This is a genomic window from [Zimmermannella] faecalis ATCC 13722, from assembly GCF_000381765.1.
Lineage (GTDB): Bacteria > Actinomycetota > Actinomycetes > Actinomycetales > Microbacteriaceae > Gulosibacter > Gulosibacter faecalis.
This window is the reverse complement of the sequence record NZ_KB907075.1, coordinates 224,902-244,792: the sequence shown is the minus strand read 5'-3', so window position 1 is coordinate 244,792 and position 19,891 is coordinate 224,902. Positions and strand designations below refer to the sequence as shown.

The 19,891-nt window shown below is 70.8% G+C and carries 20 protein-coding genes; 16 read left to right on the top strand and 4 right to left on the bottom strand.

Annotated features, from left to right (window positions below):
• Positions 1–31: 31 nt before the first annotated feature.
• Together G328_RS14080 and G328_RS0103875 are read left to right on the top strand one after the other, a co-directional pair.
• Entirely contained in the window at positions 32–760 is a 729-nt protein-coding gene (locus G328_RS14080; protein ID WP_019618034.1) for an AzlC family ABC transporter permease, read from the top strand.
• Positions 757–1,077 (top strand): branched-chain amino acid transporter permease, encoded by a 321-nt coding sequence (locus G328_RS0103875; RefSeq protein ID WP_019618033.1) that lies wholly within the window; start codon positions 757–759, stop codon positions 1,075–1,077. The genes G328_RS14080 and G328_RS0103875 overlap by 4 nt, the downstream gene beginning before the upstream one ends.
• Here the strand turns inward: G328_RS0103875 and G328_RS14075 are convergent.
• Complete coding sequence (locus G328_RS14075; protein ID WP_083919536.1) at positions 1,074–2,468, bottom strand: glutamyl-tRNA reductase; 1,395 nt, start codon at positions 2,466–2,468, stop codon at positions 1,074–1,076. The two genes, G328_RS0103875 and G328_RS14075, sit on opposite strands and share 4 nt — an antisense overlap.
• Between G328_RS14075 and hemE the strand changes: the two genes are divergently transcribed.
• Positions 2,467–3,591, top strand: coding sequence for a uroporphyrinogen decarboxylase (gene hemE, locus G328_RS0103865; protein ID WP_019618031.1), 1,125 nt, complete (start codon positions 2,467–2,469; stop codon positions 3,589–3,591). The genes G328_RS14075 and hemE overlap by 2 nt on opposite strands.
• Complete coding sequence (locus G328_RS0103860) at positions 3,588–4,862, top strand: protoporphyrinogen/coproporphyrinogen oxidase (RefSeq protein WP_019618030.1); 1,275 nt, start codon at positions 3,588–3,590, stop codon at positions 4,860–4,862. Before hemE ends, G328_RS0103860 begins: the two co-directional genes overlap by 4 nt.
• Here G328_RS0103860 and G328_RS0103855 read toward each other — a convergent pair.
• Positions 4,859–5,638 (bottom strand): sulfite exporter TauE/SafE family protein, encoded by a 780-nt coding sequence (locus G328_RS0103855; RefSeq protein ID WP_019618029.1) that lies wholly within the window; start codon positions 5,636–5,638, stop codon positions 4,859–4,861. The genes G328_RS0103860 and G328_RS0103855 overlap by 4 nt on opposite strands.
• 99 nt (positions 5,639–5,737) lie before the next feature.
• Between G328_RS0103855 and hemQ the strand changes: the two genes are divergently transcribed.
• From hemQ to G328_RS0103815, 8 genes are all read left to right on the top strand, one after another.
• Complete coding sequence (hemQ, locus tag G328_RS0103850) at positions 5,738–6,454, top strand: hydrogen peroxide-dependent heme synthase (protein WP_187325726.1); 717 nt, start codon at positions 5,738–5,740, stop codon at positions 6,452–6,454.
• Positions 6,451–7,707 carry a ferrochelatase gene (locus tag G328_RS0103845; protein WP_019618027.1) on the top strand — a complete coding sequence of 419 codons (1,257 nt, stop codon included), beginning with the start codon at positions 6,451–6,453 and terminating at the stop codon, positions 7,705–7,707. Before hemQ ends, G328_RS0103845 begins: the two co-directional genes overlap by 4 nt.
• The gene (hemC, locus tag G328_RS0103840; protein WP_019618026.1) at positions 7,704–8,663 is read left to right on the top strand and encodes a hydroxymethylbilane synthase; all 960 of its coding nucleotides are present in this window, start codon (positions 7,704–7,706) and stop codon (positions 8,661–8,663) included. The genes G328_RS0103845 and hemC overlap by 4 nt, the downstream gene beginning before the upstream one ends.
• Complete coding sequence (locus G328_RS0103835; protein ID WP_019618025.1) at positions 8,660–9,418, top strand: uroporphyrinogen-III synthase; 759 nt, start codon at positions 8,660–8,662, stop codon at positions 9,416–9,418. Before hemC ends, G328_RS0103835 begins: the two co-directional genes overlap by 4 nt.
• Positions 9,415–10,392 carry a porphobilinogen synthase gene (gene hemB, locus G328_RS0103830; RefSeq protein WP_019618024.1) on the top strand — a complete coding sequence of 326 codons (978 nt, stop codon included), beginning with the start codon at positions 9,415–9,417 and terminating at the stop codon, positions 10,390–10,392. Before G328_RS0103835 ends, hemB begins: the two co-directional genes overlap by 4 nt.
• Positions 10,393–10,464: 72 nt before the next feature.
• Positions 10,465–11,850: a glutamate-1-semialdehyde 2,1-aminomutase gene (hemL, locus tag G328_RS14070; RefSeq protein ID WP_019618023.1), complete on the top strand. Its 1,386-nt coding sequence runs from the start codon at positions 10,465–10,467 to the stop codon at positions 11,848–11,850.
• 11 nt (positions 11,851–11,861) lie between these two features.
• Entirely contained in the window at positions 11,862–12,956 is a 1,095-nt protein-coding gene (locus G328_RS0103820) for a hypothetical protein (protein WP_154651514.1), read from the top strand.
• A 5-nt stretch (positions 12,957–12,961) separates the two neighbouring features.
• On the top strand, positions 12,962–13,966 hold the full coding sequence (locus tag G328_RS0103815; RefSeq protein ID WP_019618021.1) for a hypothetical protein: 1,005 nt from the start codon (positions 12,962–12,964) through the stop codon (positions 13,964–13,966).
• Here the strand turns inward: G328_RS0103815 and G328_RS0103810 are convergent.
• Both G328_RS0103810 and G328_RS0103805 read right to left on the bottom strand, forming a co-directional pair.
• Entirely contained in the window at positions 13,963–15,201 is a 1,239-nt protein-coding gene (locus G328_RS0103810) for a type II toxin-antitoxin system HipA family toxin (RefSeq protein WP_019618020.1), read from the bottom strand. The two genes, G328_RS0103815 and G328_RS0103810, sit on opposite strands and share 4 nt — an antisense overlap.
• The gene (locus tag G328_RS0103805) at positions 15,185–15,430 is read right to left on the bottom strand and encodes a helix-turn-helix transcriptional regulator (protein WP_019618019.1); all 246 of its coding nucleotides are present in this window, start codon (positions 15,428–15,430) and stop codon (positions 15,185–15,187) included. Before G328_RS0103805 ends, G328_RS0103810 begins: the two co-directional genes overlap by 17 nt.
• Positions 15,431–15,601: 171 nt before the next feature.
• Between G328_RS0103805 and G328_RS0103800 the strand changes: the two genes are divergently transcribed.
• The 4 genes from G328_RS0103800 to G328_RS0103785 all read left to right on the top strand — a co-directional run bounded on the left by G328_RS0103800 (position 15,602) and on the right by G328_RS0103785 (position 19,866).
• A complete protein-coding gene (locus G328_RS0103800; RefSeq protein ID WP_019618018.1) occupies positions 15,602–16,675 on the top strand; it encodes a hypothetical protein in 1,074 nt (357 codons plus the stop codon).
• Positions 16,672–17,679 (top strand): hypothetical protein, encoded by a 1,008-nt coding sequence (locus tag G328_RS0103795; protein WP_154651513.1) that lies wholly within the window; start codon positions 16,672–16,674, stop codon positions 17,677–17,679. The genes G328_RS0103800 and G328_RS0103795 overlap by 4 nt, the downstream gene beginning before the upstream one ends.
• 124 nt (positions 17,680–17,803) lie before the next feature.
• A complete protein-coding gene (locus G328_RS0103790; RefSeq protein WP_154651512.1) occupies positions 17,804–18,889 on the top strand; it encodes a hypothetical protein in 1,086 nt (361 codons plus the stop codon).
• Entirely contained in the window at positions 18,886–19,866 is a 981-nt protein-coding gene (locus G328_RS0103785) for a hypothetical protein (RefSeq protein WP_019618015.1), read from the top strand. The genes G328_RS0103790 and G328_RS0103785 overlap by 4 nt, the downstream gene beginning before the upstream one ends.
• The last annotated feature ends 25 nt before the right edge of the window (positions 19,867–19,891 follow it).

Genomic DNA, 19,891 nt, shown 5'->3' with positions numbered 1-19,891 from the left:
GCGCCGTCGCGCATCCGGCACAATGAAGAGCATGCGCGCATCCTCCGACTTCCGAGCCGGGCTGCGCGACTCGCTTCCGGTCGCGCTCGGCTATGTGCCCCTCGGCATCTCGTACGGCATGTTCGCCCACTCGGTCGGCCTGCCCTGGTGGCTCGCGACGATCACCGCGATCGTCATCTACGCGGGCTCGATGGAGTTCGTCGCGGCGGGGATGCTCGTGGCCGGGGCGCCCCTCGCCACGGCGGCGACGACGGCGCTGTTCGTGAACTCGCGCCATCTCGTCTACGGGCTCAGCGTGCCCCTTGAGCGGGTGCGAAATCCGATTCTGCGGGCCTACACGATTCACGCGCTTACCGACGAGATGTACGCCGTGTGCATCTCGCTGCCGCGAGCCGAACTCACGGGCCCGCGCCTCGTCGCGATCGCCGTTTCTGCCCAGTTCTACTGGGTGTTCGGCACGACCCTCGGCGCCGTGTTCGCGGCCCTCGTGCCGCTCGACCTCTCGTTCATGGGGTTCGCGATCGTCGCGCTGTTCGTGATTCTCGCGATCAACGCCGCGAAGGCCTCGGGGGAGTGGCTGCTCCTCGCGGCTGGCCTCGCGGTCGCGGTCGTCGCGGCATTCGTGGCGCCCGAGGCGATGATGTTCGTCGGGCTCATCGCCTACTGCGTCGTCGCGGTCGGCGTCGTGCTCGTGCGCCGCCGCCACGGCAGTCACCCGACGACCGCGCCCCAGTTCATCCCAGGGGAGGCGACGAAATGAGCCCGTGGCACACCGCGGCCCTGCTCGCCGTGATCTGGGCGGTCACGTTCGCGCTGCGCGCCGCGCCGTTCGCGGCCTCGCGCTGGCTGCGCGACAACGACTTCGTGCGCGACCTCGGACTGCTGCTGCCCGTCGGCGTCATGGCCGTGCTCGTCGTCGGCATGCTGCAAGACACGCCCTGGGATGGGTGGGGCTGGGTGCCGTCGATCGGCGGCGTCGTCGCGACCGCGGCGCTCCACTTCTGGCGCGACAGCGTGCTGCTCAGTCTGGTCGGCGGAATCGCGACCTACGGCATCCTGCTGCTCGTCGTGCCCTAGCTGCGGCCCATCGGGCAGTCGCCGGCCGCGTCGTCGCCGGGCATCGCCGGCAGGCGGTCGGGCAGTTGCGAGATCACCGAGATCGCGCCCGTCGCGGGCGGCGTCGGTGGGTCGATCGCGAACAGCACCCGCAGCGCCTCGAGCGCCTCGTCGGCGCGCTCCTCGCGCACGAGTTCCTTGATGCGCACCGTCGGCTCGTGCAGCAGCGAGTTGCCGAGCTTGCGCATCGCGATCGCGGTCTCTTCGGAGACCCCGAGGCGGGCAATCTCGTACTCGACGCGGTCGCGCACCGTGTCGCGGAACGTCGCGATGACCGAGGACGCGCGCTGCACCCGCCGCTCGTTGTCGTAGTCGCGGGCGGCGCGGGCCACGATGCAGCGGGCGAGGTCGGTCGCGTCGAGGTCTTCGAGGGGCGCGTGGAGCCGCACCGTCTCGAGGTCGAGCACGTCGACCCCCGAGATCTTGCCGACGAGCGGGTCGACGTTGCGCGGCATGCCCATGTCGATGATGAGCTGGCGCGGCGAGTGGCCGGCCGCGAGGCGCGTGTTGCGCACGAACGCGTGGTCGAGCACGTAGGTGTCGGCGTTCGAGCAGGTGATGATGACGTCGGCGCTCGACACCTCTTCGCCGAACTCGCCCGGCGTGACGTCGTGCACGTCGTAGCGTTCGCCGAGCGTGTGTGTGCGGCCCGAGGGCGAGAACACGCCGATGTCGCGCGCGCCGCGGGCGGTGAGCGCCTTCAGCGAGGCGCCGGCGTACGAGCCGGTGCCGATGAGCAGCACGCGGGCCCGCGACCAGTCGCGCACCTGCGAGGCGGCGAGGTCGAGCGCGAGGCTCACGAGCGAGCGGCCCGTGTTCGCGAGATCGGTGTTTGCCTTCACGCCCTTCGACGTCTCAGCGGCGATGCGGAAAACGCCCTCGAGTGGCCCCGTCGTGAGCCGCTGCTGGCGCGCCCGCTGCAGCGAGCGGCGCACCTGACCCGAGATCTCGCCCTCGCCGACGGCGACCGACTCGAGCCCCGACGACACCGAGAACAGGTATTCGGGCACGTGCTTGTCGCCGAGCACCCGCATGTGGGCGCGCAGCTCGTCTTCGTCGATGCCCGAGAGGTCAGCGAGGCGCGCGAACATCGCGTCGATTGCCCCGGCGCTCGCGACGTCGAGGTAGAGCTCAACCCGGTTGCACGTCGACAGCACGACGGCGCCGTTCAGGCCGGCAATGTCGCGCGTGCTGTTCTCGACGTCGGCGACGGGCACCGCGGAGAGACGCTCCAGCAGTGCAAACCCCGCGCTGTGGTGATTCGCTGAGAGGCAAACGAGCATGATGCCCCATCTTAGCCCGGGATACGCGGGCGCGAGCGGGCCGCGCGAACCTGCGAAGATGAGGGGCATGGTCACGCAGCTTGCCGCATCTCACCCCCTCGTCGACGGCCGCACCGGCGACTCGCCGCTCGTTCGCGCGTCACGTGGGCAGCGCTCCGAAACCCTGCCCGTCTGGTTCATGCGGCAGGCCGGCCGCTCGCTGCCCGAGTATCGCGCCCTGCGGGAGGGCGTCGCGATGCTCGACAGCTGCCTGCGCCCCGACCTCGCGAGCGAGATCACGCTGCAGCCGGTGCGCCGTCACGGCGTCGACGGCGCCGTGTTCTTCAGCGACATCGTCGTGCCGCTCAAGCTCATCGGCATCGACGTCGACATCGTGCCGGGCCGCGGCCCCGTCTTCGCCGAGCCGGTGCGCGACGCCGCCGCAGTCGCCGACTTCGCCGCGAGCGTGCGCGACGCGCTCGCCGACGACGATGCCCGCGCCGAGGTGTTCGCGCCGATTCGCGAGGCGGTCGAGCGCACCGTCGCCGAGCTCGGCTCGACCCCGCTCATCGGCTTCGCGGGCGCCCCCTTCACGCTCGCGGCCTACCTCGTCGAGGGCGCCCCCTCGAAGGATCACCTGCGCGCCCGCGCCCTCATGCGCGGCGCACCCGAGCTCTGGCGCGAGCTCGCGGGGGCGATCGCCGACCTCTCGGCGGCGTTCCTCGAAACCCAGATTCTCGCGGGTGCCTCGGTCGTGCAGCTGTTCGACTCGTGGGCCGGCTCGCTCTCGCGCGAGCTCTACCGCAGCGCGGTCGCCCCCTCGAGCGCCGTGCCGCTCGCCCGCGCCGCTGAGTTCGCGACGCCCGACGGCGAACGCGTGCGGAGCATCCACTTCGGCGTCGGCACCGGCCACCTGCTCACAGAGATGCACGCGACCGGCGGCGACGTGCAGGGCGTCGACGACCGCACCCGCCTCGACGAGGCGATCGAACTGCTCGGCGGCGACGTGCCGGTGCAGGGCAACATCGACCCCGCCGCGCTCTTCGCGGGCACCGAGTCGCTGCACGCGCACGCCCGCGACGTCGTCGAGCAGGGCCGCACGGCGCCCGGCCACATCGTGAACCTCGGCCACGGCGTACCCCCGAACACCGACCCGGCCGTGCTCACCGAGCTCGTCGAGTTCATCCACTCGCTGCCGGGCGAGCAGCGGTGACCACGACGGTCGTCGGAGCCGGCATCGCCGGACTCGTCGCCGCTCGGCGCCGCGCGCTCGGTGGCGACCGCGTGCGCCTGCTCGAGGCGACGGCGGCGCCCGGCGGCATGATCGGCGCGGCCCAGCTCGGCGACCTCACGATCGACATCGGCGCCGAGGCGTTTGCGGTGCGCGGCGGAGCCGTCGCCCGGCTCGTCGACGAGCTCGGGCTCGCCGGTGATGTCGTGACGCCGCGGCCACTCGGGTCGTGGGGCTTCCACAACGGCGAGGCGTACGCGCAGCCGAAGGGTGGCCTGCTCGGCATCCCGCCCGGCCCCGACGCCGAGGGGCTCGCCGCGGCCGTCGGCCCCGAAGGCGTCGAGGCCGTGCGCCGCGAGGCCAAGCTCGACCCCGAGGTCGGCGCCGACGCGACCAGCCTCGGCGCCCTCGTGCGCGCCCGCTTTGGCACGCGCATCCTCGACCGCCTCGTCGCGCCCGTGACCCGCGGCGTCTACTCGCTCGACCCCGACGACGTGCGGGTCGACGCCCTGCTGCCCGACGTGCTCGAGCGGATGCGCGCGGCCGGCTCGCTCGCCGCGGTCATTCGCGAGCGGCGGGCCGGGGCGACGCCCGGCGCTCTCGTCGAGTCGATTCGGGGCGGGATGCACCGCCTCGTCGCGGCGCTCGTGGTCGACTGCGAGCGGCTCGGCGTCGAGCTCGAAACCGGGGTGCGCGTGACCGACCTCGAGGCGCTCGAGGGCGACGTCATCGTGACGGTGCCGCCCTCGGCCGCCTTCCCCTACCTTGGCGACGCCGCGGCGCCCGCGCCCGTGCCGACCGAGGTCGTCGCGCTGCTGCTCGACGCCCCCGCGCTCGACGCGCGGCCGCGGGGCACGGGCCTGCTCGTCGCGCCCGGCTCGCCGCAGGTGCGGGTGAAGGCGCTCACGCACGTCACCGCGAAGTGGGAGTGGCTCGACGCGGCGGCGCGCGAGGGGCGGCACGTCGTGCGGCTATCGTATCCCGTCGACGGTGCCGCGCCAACCGACAGCACCGCGCTCGCCGACGCGGCGACCCTGCTCGGCATCGAGCTCGACGCGGCGCAGCTGCTCGACTCCGCCCGCCACACGTGGCAGATGCCGGCGCCGCCCGCAGGCCTCGACGGGGCCGCCGCCCGCGCGGAGCTCGAGCGTCGCGTATCCGCCCTGCCGCCCCACGTGCGCTGCACCGGCACCTGGATCGCGGGCACGGGCCTCGCGAGCGTCGTGCCGGCGGCCGAGCGCGCCGCGGGCTAGCTCACGAGCAGGTAGACGGCGCCGAGAATCGTGCACACGATGACGGCGACGTCGAAGGTGCGCTGATTGATGTGCCGGGTGATCCAGCGGCCGACGAACGCGCCGACAATGACGCCCGGCACGAGCAGCAGGTCGAGCAGCAGCGTGTCGGTCGTGATGAGGCCGAGCCCGACCGAGATCGGCACTTTCACGAGGTTGATCACCGCGAAGAACCACGCGGCCGTGCCGAGAAACGCCTTCACGGGGAACCGCGCGGCGAGAAAGTACATCGACATGACGGGCCCGCCCGCGTTCGCGACCATCGTCGTGAACCCGCCGAGCGAGCCGTAGCTCATGCCGGCGAGGCGCCCGGCCCCGGCAGCAGCCTCGTCAGCCGCCGCGTTGTCGCCAGCCTTCGGCTTGCGTCGCCGCTGCCAGAGCGTGAACGCGATGACGAGCAGCAGAATCACGCCGATGAACCGCCGCACCCACGTGTCGTCGGCGAGCGCGAGGAACAGCGCGCCGAGCGCGAGCCCCGCGATGACGGCGGGGACCAGGCGGATGAGCGTCGGCCAGTTCGCGTGCCGGCGGTAGCTCCACAGCGCGAACGCATCGCCGACGATGAGCAGCAACAGCAGGGCGCCGGTCGACGCCTTCGCGGGCAGCACGGCGGCGAAGATCGCGATCGAGATCGTGTTGATGCCGGGCAGCGCGGTCTTCGAGACGCCGACGATGATGGCCGACAGCGCGAGCAGCACCCAGGCGAGTGGTGCGAGGCCGAGGAGTTCGGAGGTCAAGGGCGGCTCTCTGTCGGTGCGGCCGGGTGGATTCGGCGCGGGCGGCGATCTCGCAGCGAGAGGTTCGCTACAGAACGTAGAAAACGTAGAATGGTGCGCATGGCATCTCCAGAAGCTGGGGCGCACGGCCCACTCACGCAGTACGCAAACTACTCGGTATTTCGACGTACGGCAGGGCACGACGCTCCGGGCGACCTCGCTGGCGCGCTCTCCTCGCTCGACGCGGCGATCGCGCGCACGACCGACTCGGGCGTGCAGTTGCGCGGCATCTACGACGTTTCGGGCTTCCGCCACGACGGCGACGTGCTCGTCTGGCACCACGGTGAAGACCCCGAGGCGGTGCAGGCCGCCGTGCGGCGCCTGCGCGCGAACCCGCTGTTCGCCGACCTCGAGCTCACCTGGCAGGTCACGGGCGTGCACCGGGCTGCCGAGTTCAACGAGCGCCACGCCCCCGCCTTCATGCTCGGCCGCGAGCCCGCGAAGTGGATCACCATCTACCCCTTCGTGCGCTCGCACGAGTGGTACCTGCTGCCCGACGAGGAGCGCAGCGTCATGCTGCGCGACCACGGCATGCGCGGCGCCGCCTTCAAGTCGGTGCTCGCGAACACGATCGCGGCGTTCGCGATCAGCGACTACGAGTGGATGCTCTCGTTCGAGGCCGACGAGCTCACCGACCTCGTCGACATGATGCGCGACCTGCGCTACACCGAGGCGCGCCGCCACGTGCGCGAAGAGGTGCCGTTCTACGCGGGCCGTCGCATCGAGCCGGCCGAGCTGCCGCTCGTGCTGCGCTACGAGGCGGAGGCGGCCGAATGACGATCGAGAACCTTGGCCGCACGCGCGGCAAGGCGGCCCCGGCGAAGGATGCGCCTCTCGCGCCGGGCGCGTTCGTCTCGGCGGCGACTCCAGCGGCCTGCGGCGGCGACCCCTGGGTGACGGAGCCGACCCGCTATGACGGCGTGCTCCTCTCCTCCTTTGGCGGCCCCGAGTCGCAGGACGACGTGATTCCGTTCCTGCGCAATGTCACCTCGGGCCGCGGGATTCCCGACGAGCGCCTCGAGGAGGTCGCGGTGCACTACCGCCACCACGGCGGCGTGAGCCCGATCAACGAGCAGAACCGCGAGCTCAAGGCGGCCCTCGAGGCCGAGCTCGAGCGCCGCGGCCTCGACCTGCCCGTGTACTGGGGCAACCGCAACTGGCACCCGTACGTGCAGGATGCGGTGGCCGAGGCGCACGAGGCGGGCGCGACGAAGCTCATCGCGCTCGGTACGAGCGCCTACTCGTCGTACTCGTCGTGCCGGCAGTACCGCGAGGACTACGCCGACGCCCTCGAGTCGACCGGCCTCTTTGGCGAGCTCGAGATCGACAAGATCGGCCAGTTCTTTGACCACCCGGGCTTCGTGCGCCCCTTCGTCGACGGCGTGCTCGCCGACCTCGAGTCGCTCCGCGCCGACGACCCGACCCTCGAGCTCGGCGACGTCGAGGTGCTGTTCACGACGCACTCGGTGCCGATGGCCGACGCGAACCTGTCGGGCCCCGAGACCCGCGGCTTCGGTGAGGGTGGCGCGTATCGCGCGCAGCACCTCGCGGTCGCCGAGGTCGTCGTGGCCGACGTGACGGCGGCGCTCGAGGAGCGCGGTGACACGGGCGTCGAGCTCAACTGGCAGCTCGTGTACCAGTCGCGGTCGGGCCCGCCGAGCCAGCCGTGGCTCGAGCCCGACATCAACGACGTCATCGAGACGCTGCCCGGCGCCGGCCGCCGCGCCGTCGTCGTCGTGCCGATCGGGTTCGTGAGCGACCACATGGAGGTGCTCTGGGACCTCGACAACGAGGCGAAGGAGTCGGCCGAGGAGGCCGAGCTCGCGTTCCGTCGTTCGCCGACGCCGGGCGTGCATCCCGCCTACATTTCGGGCCTCGTCGACCTCATCGAGGAGCGCGTGAACGGCACGCCGAAGGCGCTCCGCCCGCGCCGCACCTCGCTCGGCCCCTGGTACGACGTGTGCCGCGCAGGCTGCTGCGAGAACGAACGGCTCGGGTTCCGGCCCGCCGTCGCCGGGTTGCAGCCGTGACCGGCGTGCTGCGCATCGGCACGCGCGGCTCGAAGCTCGCGGTCGCGCAGACCCGCCAGGCGGCCGACCGCATCGCCGAGCTGAGCGGCCGCGACGTCGAGATCGTCACGGTGACGACGCACGGCGACGTGAACCGCGCCTCGCTCAAGGAGCTCGGGGGCCGCGGCGTGTTCGCGACCGAGCTGCGCGACGCCCTGCGCGAGGGCGAGGTCGACATCGCGGTGCACTCGCTGAAAGACCTCCCGACCGCGGGGGCGCCGGGCCTCGTGCTCGCGGCGCATCCGACCCGCGAGGATGCGCGCGACGCGCTCGTCGCCCGCGACGGGCTCACGCTCGCGGAGCTGCCCGCCGGTGCCCGCGTCGGCACGGGCTCGCCGCGCCGGGTCGCGCAGCTGCGCCGCGTGCGCGGCGACCTCGACATTCGCGACATTCGCGGCAACATCGACACCCGCATCGGCTTCGTCACGTCGGGCGAGCTCGACGCCGTCGTGCTCGCGACCGCGGGACTCTCGCGCTACGAACGCACCGGCTACATCACGGAGCGCTTCGACCTCGCCGAGTTCCCGAACTCGCCGGGCCAGGGCGCACTCGCGATCGAGGTGCGCGAGGGCTTCGAGCTGGATGCGCTCAGTGAGCTCGACGACCCGGCCACGCGGCTCGCGGTCGAGGCCGAGCGGGCCGTGCTCGCCGGGCTCGACGCTGGCTGCCAGGCGCCGGTCGGCGCGCACGCCGAGGTCGTCGACGGTGTGCTTCGACTGCACGCCGTCGTCTACGACGACCGCGACCCCGTGAACGTGCGCGTCATGGAGGCGTCGGGCGAGGCCCCCGCGCCCGCGACGCGCCTGCCGCTCGGCCCCGCCGAGGCCCGCCCCGTTGCGACCGGCGCCGGGGCGGAGCTCGCAGCGCGCCTCGTCGACGACCTCTTCGCGGCGGGCGCCGGGGCACTGACGCTGTGACCCTTGCGGGCGTCGGCGTGCTGATTCCGGGTGCCGGGCAGCTCGCCGAGCGCTGCGCCGATGCCGTGCGGGAGCGCGGCGGCGACCCGGTCGTCGCGCCCGTGCTCGCGTTTCGGGCGCCCGCGGGCGACGACCTCGCCCGGCTCGCCAACGCGAGCGCGCGCCTGCGCGGCGGCGGCTACGACTGGCTCGCCGTCACCTCACCCCGCGCCGTCGCCGCGCTGCGCGGCTGCCACGGGCTCGCGCTCGCCGAGGGCACGCGCGTCGCCGCGGTCGGTGGCGCGACGGCCGCGGCCCTGCGCGACGCCGGCGTCGAACCCGACTTCGTGCCCGCGGACGCGACGGCCGCGGCGCTCGTCGCCGAGTGGCCCGAGGGCGACCCCGGCCGCGTGTTCGTGCCCCAGTCGAGCCTCGCGCATCCGACCCTCGTCGACGGCCTCACGGCCCGCGGCCACGAGGTCGACGCCGTGACGGCCTACGTCACCGTGCCGCGACCCCTCGACGAGGCGACCCGCGCCGAGGTCGCGAACGGGCGCATCCGCGCCGCGATCGTCACGAGTGGTTCGGTCGGCCGTGCCCTCGCCGACGCGCTCGGCGACCCGCCGCCGGTCGCGATCGTGTCGATCGGCCCGCAGACCACCGCCGACCTCACCGCCGCGGGGCTCACCGTGGCCGCAGAATCCCAGGAGCGCACGGCAGAATCGCTCGTGACTGCCGTCGAGCTCGCCCTCACCCCGACCGAGGAGTCGTCATGACCTTCCCGACCACCCGCCTTCGCCGCCTTCGCCAGAGCGACGCCGTGCGCCGCCAGGTGCGCGAAACCCACGTGCATCCGAACGAGCTCGTGCTGCCCGTGTTCGTGCGCGAGGGCATCGATGAGCCAGTCGCGATCACGTCGCTGCCGGGCCTCTACCAGCACACGCTCGACTCGATTCGCGGCGTCGTCACCGAGGCGGCCGAGCTCGGCGTCGGGGGCATCATGCTGTTCGGCGTGCCCGAGCAGCGCGATGCGGAGGGCTCGGGCGCGATCGACCCCGAGGGCATTCTCAACCGCGCGATCCGCGTCGTCGCCGAAGAGGCGGGCGACGCGATCACGGTGCAGGCCGACCTCTGCCTCGACGAGTTCACCGACCACGGCCACTGCGGCGTGCTCGACTCGCGCGGCCGCGTCGACAACGACCGCACGCTCGCGATCTACAACGAGATGGCGGTCGTGCAGGCCGCATCGGGCGCCGAGATCATCGGCATGTCGGGCATGATGGATGGCCAGATCGGCGCCGCGCGCACGGCCCTCGACCGCGCGGGTCACGACGACGCGATTCTGCTCGCCTACTCGGCGAAGTATGCGTCGGCGCTGTTCGGGCCGTTCCGTGAGGCGGTCGACTCGCAGCTCAAGGGCGACCGCAAGACGTACCAGCTTGACCCCGCGAATCGCCGCGAGGGCATGCTCGAGACCCTCCTCGACCTCGAGGAGGGCGCCGACATCGTCATGGTGAAGCCCGCGACGATGTACCTTGACGTGCTCGCCGACGTCGCCGCCGAGTCGACGCGCCCCGTGTGGGCGTACCACGTGTCGGGGGAGTACGCGATGATCGAGGCGGCCGCCGCGAACGGCTGGATCGACCGCGACCGCATGGTCGACGAGGCGATCCTCTCGATCAAGCGCGCGGGCGCCGACGCGATCCTCACCTATTACGCGACCGAGGTCGCGCGCCGCCTGCGCGGGTAGTCTGCCCGCGTATCCTTCCCTGTGGCCGGGGCGTGCGCTCGCGGCCGAATGACCCGTCGACCAAGGAGCACTATGACCACGACCGAGCCGACCACGAGCTCGCCGAAGACGAACGGCGAGTGGTTTGAGCGCGCCCAGCAGCTCACGCCGGGTGGCGTGAACTCGCCCGTGCGTGCCTTCGGTTCGGTCGGCGGCGTGCCGACGTTCACCACCTCGGCGCAGGGCGCCTGGCTCACCGATGTCGAGGGCGTGCGCCGCGTCGACCTCGTGTGCGGTTGGGGCCCCATGCTGCTCGGCCATTCGCACCCCGACGTCGTCGCCGCCGTCACCGAGACTGCGTCGCGCATGATGTGCCCGGGTGGCCCCGCGACGGGCGAGGTGGAGCTTGCCGAAGAGATCGTGCACCGTGTGCCCGCGATCGACGAGGTGCGCCTCGTGTCGACCGGCACCGAGGCGACCATGACCGCGATTCGCCTTGCCCGGGGCGCGACGGGCCGCGATCTCGTGATCAAGTTCGCGGGCTGCTACCACGGCCACTCTGACGGCCTGCTCGCCGCGGCCGGGTCGGGCCTCGCGACGCTCGCGTTGCCGGGTTCGGCCGGCGTGCCCGAGGCGATCGCGTCGCAGACGATCGTCGTGCCCTATAACGACCTTGACGCGGTGCGCGCGGCGTTCGCCGAGCATCCCGGTGAGATCGCGGCGGTGATCACCGAGGCGTCGCCCGCGAACATGGGCGTCGTGCCGCCGCTGCCCGGCTTCAACAAGGCGCTCGCCGACCTCTGCCACGGCGAGGGCGCGCTGCTCATCTGTGACGAGGTGCTCACCGGTTTCCGCACCGGGCCCGCGGGCTGGTGGGGCCGCGAGCAGCAAGACACCGAGACGGCCGGCTGGAACCCCGACATCTTCACGTTCGGCAAGGTCATTGGCGGCGGCATGCCCGTCGCGGCACTCGGCGCCTCGCGGGAGCTCATGCACCACCTCGCGCCGACGGGGCCCGTCTACCAGGCGGGCACGCTCTCGGGGAACCCGGTCGCCGTCGCGGCGGGCGTCGCGACCCTGCGGCTCGCCGACACGAGCGTCTACGAGCGCATCGACACCGCGGCGAACCGGGTCGTCGAGCTCGTGCACGGCGAGTTCGACCGCGTCGGCCTGCCCCACGCGGTCGGCCGCGTGCGCAACCTCTTCTCGTTCAAGTTCGGCGACGGCGCGGCCCTCGGCTGGAGCGGCACCGACGAGTTCGGCAACCCGGCGCCGATCAATGAAGACGAGGTGAAGCGGCAGGAGGCATGGCGGTATCCCGCGTTCTTCCACGCGATGCTCGACGGCGGCGTGAGCCTGCCCCCGAGCGTGTTCGAGGCGTGGTTCCTCTCGGCCGCGCACGACGACGAGGCGCTCGACGCGATCGCCGCGGCGCTGCCGAAGGCGGCTGAGGCGGCGGCTGCGGCTTCCGCGACGTAGTGCGGGGGCGGATGCGCGCGATCGCGGTGCTCCTCGCTGCGATCGTGCCGCTGTTGGCCGGATGCGCGGCGACGGGCATGAGCGCGCTCGCGCCCGAAGGGGAGAGTGAGGCCGGGGTGCTCCGGCTCGATCGGGCGCCGGAGGGGTTCTCGATCGACCAGCCGCCCGCCGACGCTGCGCACGTGCTCATGGGCGCCCAGAGCACGGTGAGCGTCGCGCTCATCTACCGGGGCGACGAGCTGCAGCCCGAAACGACGGCGCACGCGCTCTCGGGCGAGATGCTGCCGAGCCGCGACGAAGCGGTCGCGGCCGACGACGGCGAACAGTTTGTCGCGGTGAAGTCTGCGAAGGAGTCGCGGACGACCACGCTCGTCGACGACACGCCCTCGGCGCAGGCGCAGGCGCAGGCGCAGCGCATCGTCATCACGCGCGACGGTGAATCGCAGCGGTACCCGATCGCGAACCTCACCGGCGACGAGTTCTACCTGTTCCAGGCGCCGGTCGACGCGAGCCCCGACGACGCCGTGCTGGAGGTCGAGATCGAGGGCGTGACGCAGCGGCTGAGCCTCCTCACGGGCGAACGCCTGCCGTCGGAGCTCGACGCGCTGTTCGACCGGCACGGCGAGGTGTCGTACGACTCCGAGGGTCAGGGGTATGTCTCGGAGTACGTCGAGGTCGGCGACCGAGAGCACAACGTGCTCACGTGGATTCAGTCGGTTTCGACCGAGCCGCTCATGCACGGCCACGGCTGGCCCGACGAGGGCGAGATGTTCCTGTGGGCCGACGTGCAGCTGCGGCACACGGTGAACAACGACGCTTCCGGCGGCGGCGTCTGGCGCTACCTCGAGCTTGAGCCGGGGTCGGGGACGACGATCACCGTCGAGCTCGCCGACGGGTCGGTGCGGGAGGCGCTGCTCGTGCAGGAGCTCGCGAGCGGGTCGGATACGACGTACCGGGTGTGGTTCTCGGTGCCGGCCGATCTCGACGCGGCGCAGGTCGTCGTCGATGTGCATCCGTTCGACACCGGCGACGATGTGCGCGGCGCGCTCGAGCAGCCGCGGGTCACGGTCGACCTCGAGTTCTCGGCGAGCGGGGTCGGCGAATGATCCGGGTGGCTGCGGGTCGCATCAGCGCCGCGCTCGCGGCGGTGCTCGCCCTGTCGATCGTGCTGCTCGGCTGTTCGCAAGACGACCCCGACACCGCGGCGGCGCCGTCGACCGCGGGCGTCGTGCGCAGTGAGCAGTTCGGGGTATTCGACGCGGCCACCGTGCCGGGCGGTGACGATCGCGGTCTCGAGGTGCCGGGCGCGCGAATCACGGTCGAGACGACCGGCACGGCCGAGCGCATCCACTACGCAGACGCGCCCGAGCTTGCCGACGGGCCCGTGCCTGAGGAGGCGCCGCCGTGGATCACCGCGGCCGACGGCGAGGTGCTGTTCTTCGCCGAGCTGACGCGCACGAACCCGACGGGTATGCCCGCGCAGCCTCTTACCGCTGCGGACGTCGAGTTTCGGCTGGTGTCGGGTGAGACCGAGGTGACGCTGCTGCCGGGCACCTTCGACGCGACGAGCCTGTTGCAGTCGTCGTCGACGCGCCTCGCGGTGTCGGTGCCGGAGGAGCTGATCGGCGACCTTTCGCTTGAGGTGACTGTCGACGATCACGTCGAGCGGCTGCGCCTCACCGACGGCGTGCGCACGCACTCCGACGCGGTCGATCGCCACGGCTTTGGCCTCGAAGCCGTGGTCGATGATGTTGCGTGGCAGCAGGACATTTTCGCGGGCTACGTGAGCGATGTCGTGACGTCGCCGGTGCTCGGTTTCGCCTCGGGCTGGGCGAGCGACGGGCACACGTTTGTCGGGCTTCGGGTCGAAGCCGACGCCTCGGCGCTCTACAACGACACGAGTCGGCTGACGCTGCGGCTGCCCGACGGTACCGAGCTTGAGTCGATCGAGGGCGCGGGCGACGCGTTCGAGTATCCGGGCAACGGCACGACCTGGTTCGAGGTGCCAATCGACGCCGACGAGCTCACCGTGCTCGTGCGGCTCGCGGGGGAGGGCTCCGACGGCACCGAGTTCGAGGCCGGGCCGATCGAGGTGCCGCTGCGGCTCGAGGGCTAGGTGCCTTTGCTGACCTCGCCGCCCACCGGACGACCATTCTGGAGGTTGCGAGCGAACGCGGCGAGTTGGTCTTGGAGATTCGGCGCGGCACCGGTTAGCGGTGTCTCCGTAGCGATTGCGTCGGCGATCTCGTCCATGGTCTCGGTGAGGAGCTTCTCGGCCCGGCGCAGCCCCCACGACTCGAGCTCCGCGAGCAGATCGTGACGCGTTAACTCCCCGTGCCGATACTTCTTGTTGCAAGCCAGGGCCATTCGCCCATCGTTGGCCTGATGCGCCTGCGGAACGACGTCGTACGCTGGTGCCAGTTTCACACTGCCGTCGGCACCGTGAAGCAGGCCGAGGTTCTTTGCGTGCATATCGAGGTTCCCGATCGCGACGGCAAACACCAACATTCGAGCTAGTTGCTGCAAATCGCCTGCTGCCGCGTGGCGGCGGAGCGTCGACGCGATTCGGCCCATACTGACCACGCCGCCCAGCTCCTGATACTTCTGATTGCCGGCGGCACCCAGCGCTTGGTTGAAATCTTCCTGATGGATGCGCTGCCCGAGATGCCGGTCAAACCGTTCGATTACGAGGGCGTCGAGTCCGTCGAAACGGTGAACACGCACGTCGAAGCGCGCAAGGCCGATCTTGCGTGAGAGCCTCGCTCCGTACTCCTCGTCGAAGATGACGCTCGCCATTGCCCCCGACAATCGTGGTTTCACGATGTGCGTGGTGGGGAAACCCCCCAACGCCTGCGCCCAACCGTCGGCGGTCTCCGCGAGCACCACTTTCGGCTGCACGCCACCTAGTGACGATTTGCCACCCAACGGATCATTGCCGAGTGGCGAGCCCAAGGGATCTTCCAGCAGGCGGCGTACCTGTGGGTCGGTCAGCGCGTTCACTGCCGGGGTTCGCGGCTCCGTCGGGTCGTCAAGATCCCAGATCTGCAACGCGCCAGCGATATCGCGCCCGTATCGCGCCAGAAACCCGAGCGTATCTCCTCGACGGAGACCGCTCTGCGCGAGCATGTGCTCGTACTGGTCGCCCTCCGGCAGGACCTCCCGGAACCAGTTCCGGCGGCGGTCGGCATGGTCTCGCCGAGGGGCGTCGGTGAACGGTATCGCGACCGACAGGACGGTGCTGTTCAGCCCGAAGCGTTCGAGGGCTTCGTTGGTGACCACAAAGTCGAAGGTCCGCTCGTTGCCCTCGAGGACGCCGATGCGCGTTCCGGAGAGCTCAACTGCCAGGCGCACGGTCTGCCTCCCAGGTCGCTGACACGGTGATCCCCGTGGCGCGAAACGCTTCCAGGATCAACCGCAGGAACTTGGTCGATTTCCCGGATTCCATTTCGCTGATGGCGCTCTGCGACACCTCGAGCAGCTCAGCGAGCTCCTGCTGGGTGAGCCCGTGATCAAGACGGGCCTGCCGAATCGCCAGCCCGATATCCGCGGGCACGCGGAGTCGCGCCTGTCGCTGCGCCATGACGGCCCTCCTGTCGTACCTGAATATAACGATACGCCGGGCTAATCTGTATTTCCAGATAAATGTGCCGTTTGTCGAAGCCGGGTAGCGTCGAGGGACAAGTGAAGCGGGAGGAATCGCGCGGCAGGAAACGCAGCGGCGGGGGAGCATGTGAACAAGCGGATACTCGCGATGGCGCTGCTGCTTGGCGCGCTCATCGCCCCGGCGCTCACCGGATGCGCGACCACCGACGCCGAAGCCGAAGGGTTCGCCGCTACCGCCGTCACCGAGGGCCGCACCGGCTCGGGCACGGCGCTCGGGGTGCAGCTCACGCGAGTCGACGTGCCGAACGACTCGGAACACGCGCTGCGCGCCCCGATTAGCGAGGTGCGCGTGAGCGACCTACTTGTCGGCGACGAAATCACCGCCGAGGTCGCGCGCGACAACACCTTCGACGAGGTGCCCTACGACCGCGAAGACCCGTTCACGGCGCCCGAGGGCGAACAGTTCGTGGTCGCGCAGCTCGCGGTCGACCCGGCCTACGCCTACGGCTTCTCGGGTCAGGAATCGGCGATCGTGGAGCGGGTCGTCGTGACCGCCGCGGATGGTGAGGTGGTCGTGCATCCGCTCTCGCAGCTCGTCAGCGGCACGACGGTGGTGCTGCGGGTGCCGACCGACGCCGCGCCCGAGTCGGCGGTGCTCGAGGTGGAATCAGAGGGTGTCGTGCAGCAGCTCAGCCTGCTCACCGGCGAACGGCTCCCGTCGCCGGTCGACTACGTGTACGGCAGCAACAACGAGGTGACGCTCGAGGGGTATCGGTTCGAGTCGGTCGAGGCGCAGACCGGCGGAGTCGAGCATCAGATCTCGGTCGAAAGCCTGACGCAGGTCGCGGTGCCGTTCCTGCCGGGCTACGGCTGGGCGAGCGAGGGCAACATGTGGCTCGTCGCGACCTTCGAGGTCGAGCACCGGGCACGCAACACGGCCGCCGACGCGACCTGGTCGTCGCAGAACTTCCCCGCCGGGAACGACACCACGTTTTTCGTGCGCGGCGACGACGGCGCACAGGTCGAGCCGACCGTCGTGCGCGACGACCCGAACGCGCCCGAAGTCGACATTGCGCTGTTCGAGGTGCCGGTCGATGCCGCGACGCTCGAGCTTGGCGTCGACCTGCATCCGTATCCCGCCGGCGGCGACGTGCGCGCGGCGCTCGAGTCGCCCGAGGTCGTCTACGACCTCACGCTGACGCAGTGCGAGGACACCCTGTGAGGCGCCGGCTGGTCGCGATGGCCGTGGCGCTCGGGGTTGGCGTGAGCCTGCTCGTGGCCGGATGCGCCCCACAAGACGAGTCGAGCGTGGTCGCGCTCGAGAACACCGCGGTCGAGCCCGAAGCCTCGCCCAAGGGGGTGGTCGTGCAGCCAGCCGTGCACGGCCCCGACAGCGGCATCGAGGTGCCGGGGCTGCGCATCGAATCGCTCACGTACGGCACGGCCGACGAGTTCGACTACTTCTCCGCGAGCGAGCTCGTCGACAACGAGCAGGCGCCGCGCGACACCACGGAGGTCACGACCGTCGTGCCGGCCCCCGGGCAGGTGCTCGTCGCAGCGAAGGTCTACGCCGCCGTGCCACTCGAGATGCCGACCGTGAAGCTGCAGGATGCGCCAATCGAGCTGTCGCTCTGGGCGGGTGACACGCAGCTCGAGTTTGCCGGCGGCGAGCTCACGATCGAGGCCGGGCTCTCGGACTACGAGTTCGTCATGTCGGTGCCCGAGGCCGACGCCGACCGCGTCGAGCTGGTCGCGACCGTCGGCGACCGCAGCGAGCGGCTGCGGCTCAGCGACGGCGTGCGGTCGCAGTCGGATGCGGTGGAACATAACGCGTTCGGCGCCGAGGCGAGCGTCGACAGCGTGCCCTGGGAGGTCGACTCGTTCGCCGGCTACGTGCGCACGGTCGCGGTGTATCCGGCCGTTCCGGCCTCGTTCACGGGCGCCGGCGCCGATCTCGGCTGGGCGCCCGACGGCACGACGTACGTGGGGCTGCGCATCCACTCGGTGGTCGCCGACGACCGCAGCACCCTCACGCTCCGGCTTGACGACGGCACCGAGCTCGAGCCGGCGGACTCGCCCGAAAACCCCGGGAGCGGCACGTTCTGGTTCGAGGTGCCGACCGACGCCGGCACCGCCGACGTGCTCGTGCACCTCGCCTCGAGCGACACGACGGTCGACACCCCCGTCGAGGTGCCGCTCCGCCTCGAGACGCCCGACGAGAGCTGAGCAAGAGATGCGAACCCGAGCTGCACTTCTGCCCGCAGCCGGATATTCGCGGCCAAGTACGATGTCGCGCATGGGGGATGCGCGAAGGCGGGCATGGTGGGCACTCGCGCCCACTCTTGTGACGGTGTTGCTGCTGAGTGGCTGCACGCTGATCGGGGAGCTCGGTGACGACAAGCTCGAGGGCCTCGGTTTTGCCGACGATCACGTTGAAGTAGTCGAGCCGTACTACGGCGTTGAGTTCGACACGCCCGTGGCCGGGCTCGAGGGCGGCGTCATGAACTCGCCGATGGGGCAGATCTCGGTCGAATCCGCGAGCCGCGGCGACGTGCTGACCGGCAATGACGCGACCTACCTGCGGTATGGCCGGTCAGAACTGGACTACGGCGAGTCGGTCAGCGCCCCCGAAGGTCAAGAGTTTCGATCGGTGCTGCTCGCCCTCGAGGGCCCCGAATGGGCACAGGTCGGGCTCACCGACGGCACCGCTGCGGCGTACTGGCTCGACCAGGTGCAACGCTTCACGCTGACCTCGAAGGGCCGCGAGGAGGGTGGCTGGGTGACGCAGCAGGTGAGCTGGGCGCCGAGCCTCGGCTCAGCATTGGCTGTCGTGGTGCTCGTCGACGAGGATGCGGCGCCCGAGGACGCGACCTTCGAGCTTGAGGTCGACGGCAAGGTGCAGCAACTGAGTCTCATCACGGGCGCGTTGCTGCAGGACGCGGACGGCACCATCGGCACGGCCACACGCGACGACGTTGAACTGCACGGTGCGGAGTATTCCGAGACGCGGGTCGACTACGAAGACGGCTACGACGCGGTAACGGGTGACGTGATCGTCGAGTACGGCGTCACGGCGGCGCCCTACTCGGAGGTGCTGGGGTGGCCAGCCGACGGGGCCACGTACGTCGGCGTGCAGCTGCAGGCATCCCAGTACTACGTGCCGCCGCGCAGCGGTGACATCCGCCTGCCGGTGCAGGAAATCACCGGCACGCTCACCCTCGATGACGGTACGGAACTGCCCGCGGTGCTGATCGAACCGAACGAGGTCACCGGGGTTGGCAGCGACTCACTCTTCGTGGCTTGGTTCGCGGCGCCGGCCGAATTTAGCGGCGGCGAACTCAGCTTTGAGATCACCGAGGTCTTCCCCCGCACCGATGGTCTGCTCGAGCAGCTCGACCCCGAGCCGTTCACCGCGCGTCTCGAGGTGGTGGCATGATTCGGCAGCGGATGCGCGCAGTCGCGGCGCTCGTTGTCGCGTTACTCATGGGGTTTGGCCTCGTGGCGTGTGCGAGTGATGGTGACGGGCAGGGCACCGAAGAGCGCTACTCGCAAGTCTTGGTCGACACGGCGATGCCGGACCTCGACGGGGCCACGACCATCGACGCCCCGGATGAGTTCATTGAGTTGCCGGGGACTCGAATTCAGGTGACGAGCGTCGCGGAGGTGCGCGAGCTTCCCGCCGCCGTCGCGAGCGAGCTTGGCTTGTCTGGCGAGCCGGTGCGCGCGCCGGACGGCGAGGCCTTCTACCTCGCGGAGGTTCGGTTCAGCGAAGCGCAGAACATGACGCACACGTTTGATGATGCGTCGATGACGCAGGTCACGCTGACCGTCAACGGGGGTGACGCGGTCACGAGCAGCGCGGACACCTGCCGGTACCTCAGTGTGTGCCTCGTCATCACGAACGGCAGCGAAGGAGCGGCGCCGAACGACGTCACGCTCGACGCTGCCGTTGCCGGCGTGCAGCAGCAACTCAGCCTGGTCACGGGGGAAGCGACGACCGACCTCACCTACTACCCCGCGGTGCATCCCGAGTACGAGCCGGTCTGGTGGGAGTTTGCGGGCGATCCGGAAGCCGAGGAGGAGACCGTTGCGGGCTATGTCTCGGCCGTGTACACCTCGCCGTTGGCCGGGGCCCTGCCGCTGCCCGAGCCCGGTTCGATGTTTGTTGGCGTCGACATCGAGGCGGTCGAGCTGCGCTACGTGAAGGACACGAGTGAGGTGTGGCTCGTGCTCGACGACGGCACGCGGGTCGAGTCGGCAAACAGCTTCTCCGCGGCCTTCGACGAGGCGGAATCGATCACCTGGTTTGTGGTGCCGGCCGACACCGTCGAGTTCTCGTTCGAGATAATTCTCAGCGCGAACAACGAGCACCGCGGCGACGCGACGCAGCCCGTTACGCTCGTCGCCGACTGAATCACCGCATCCGCCGGGGGATCGC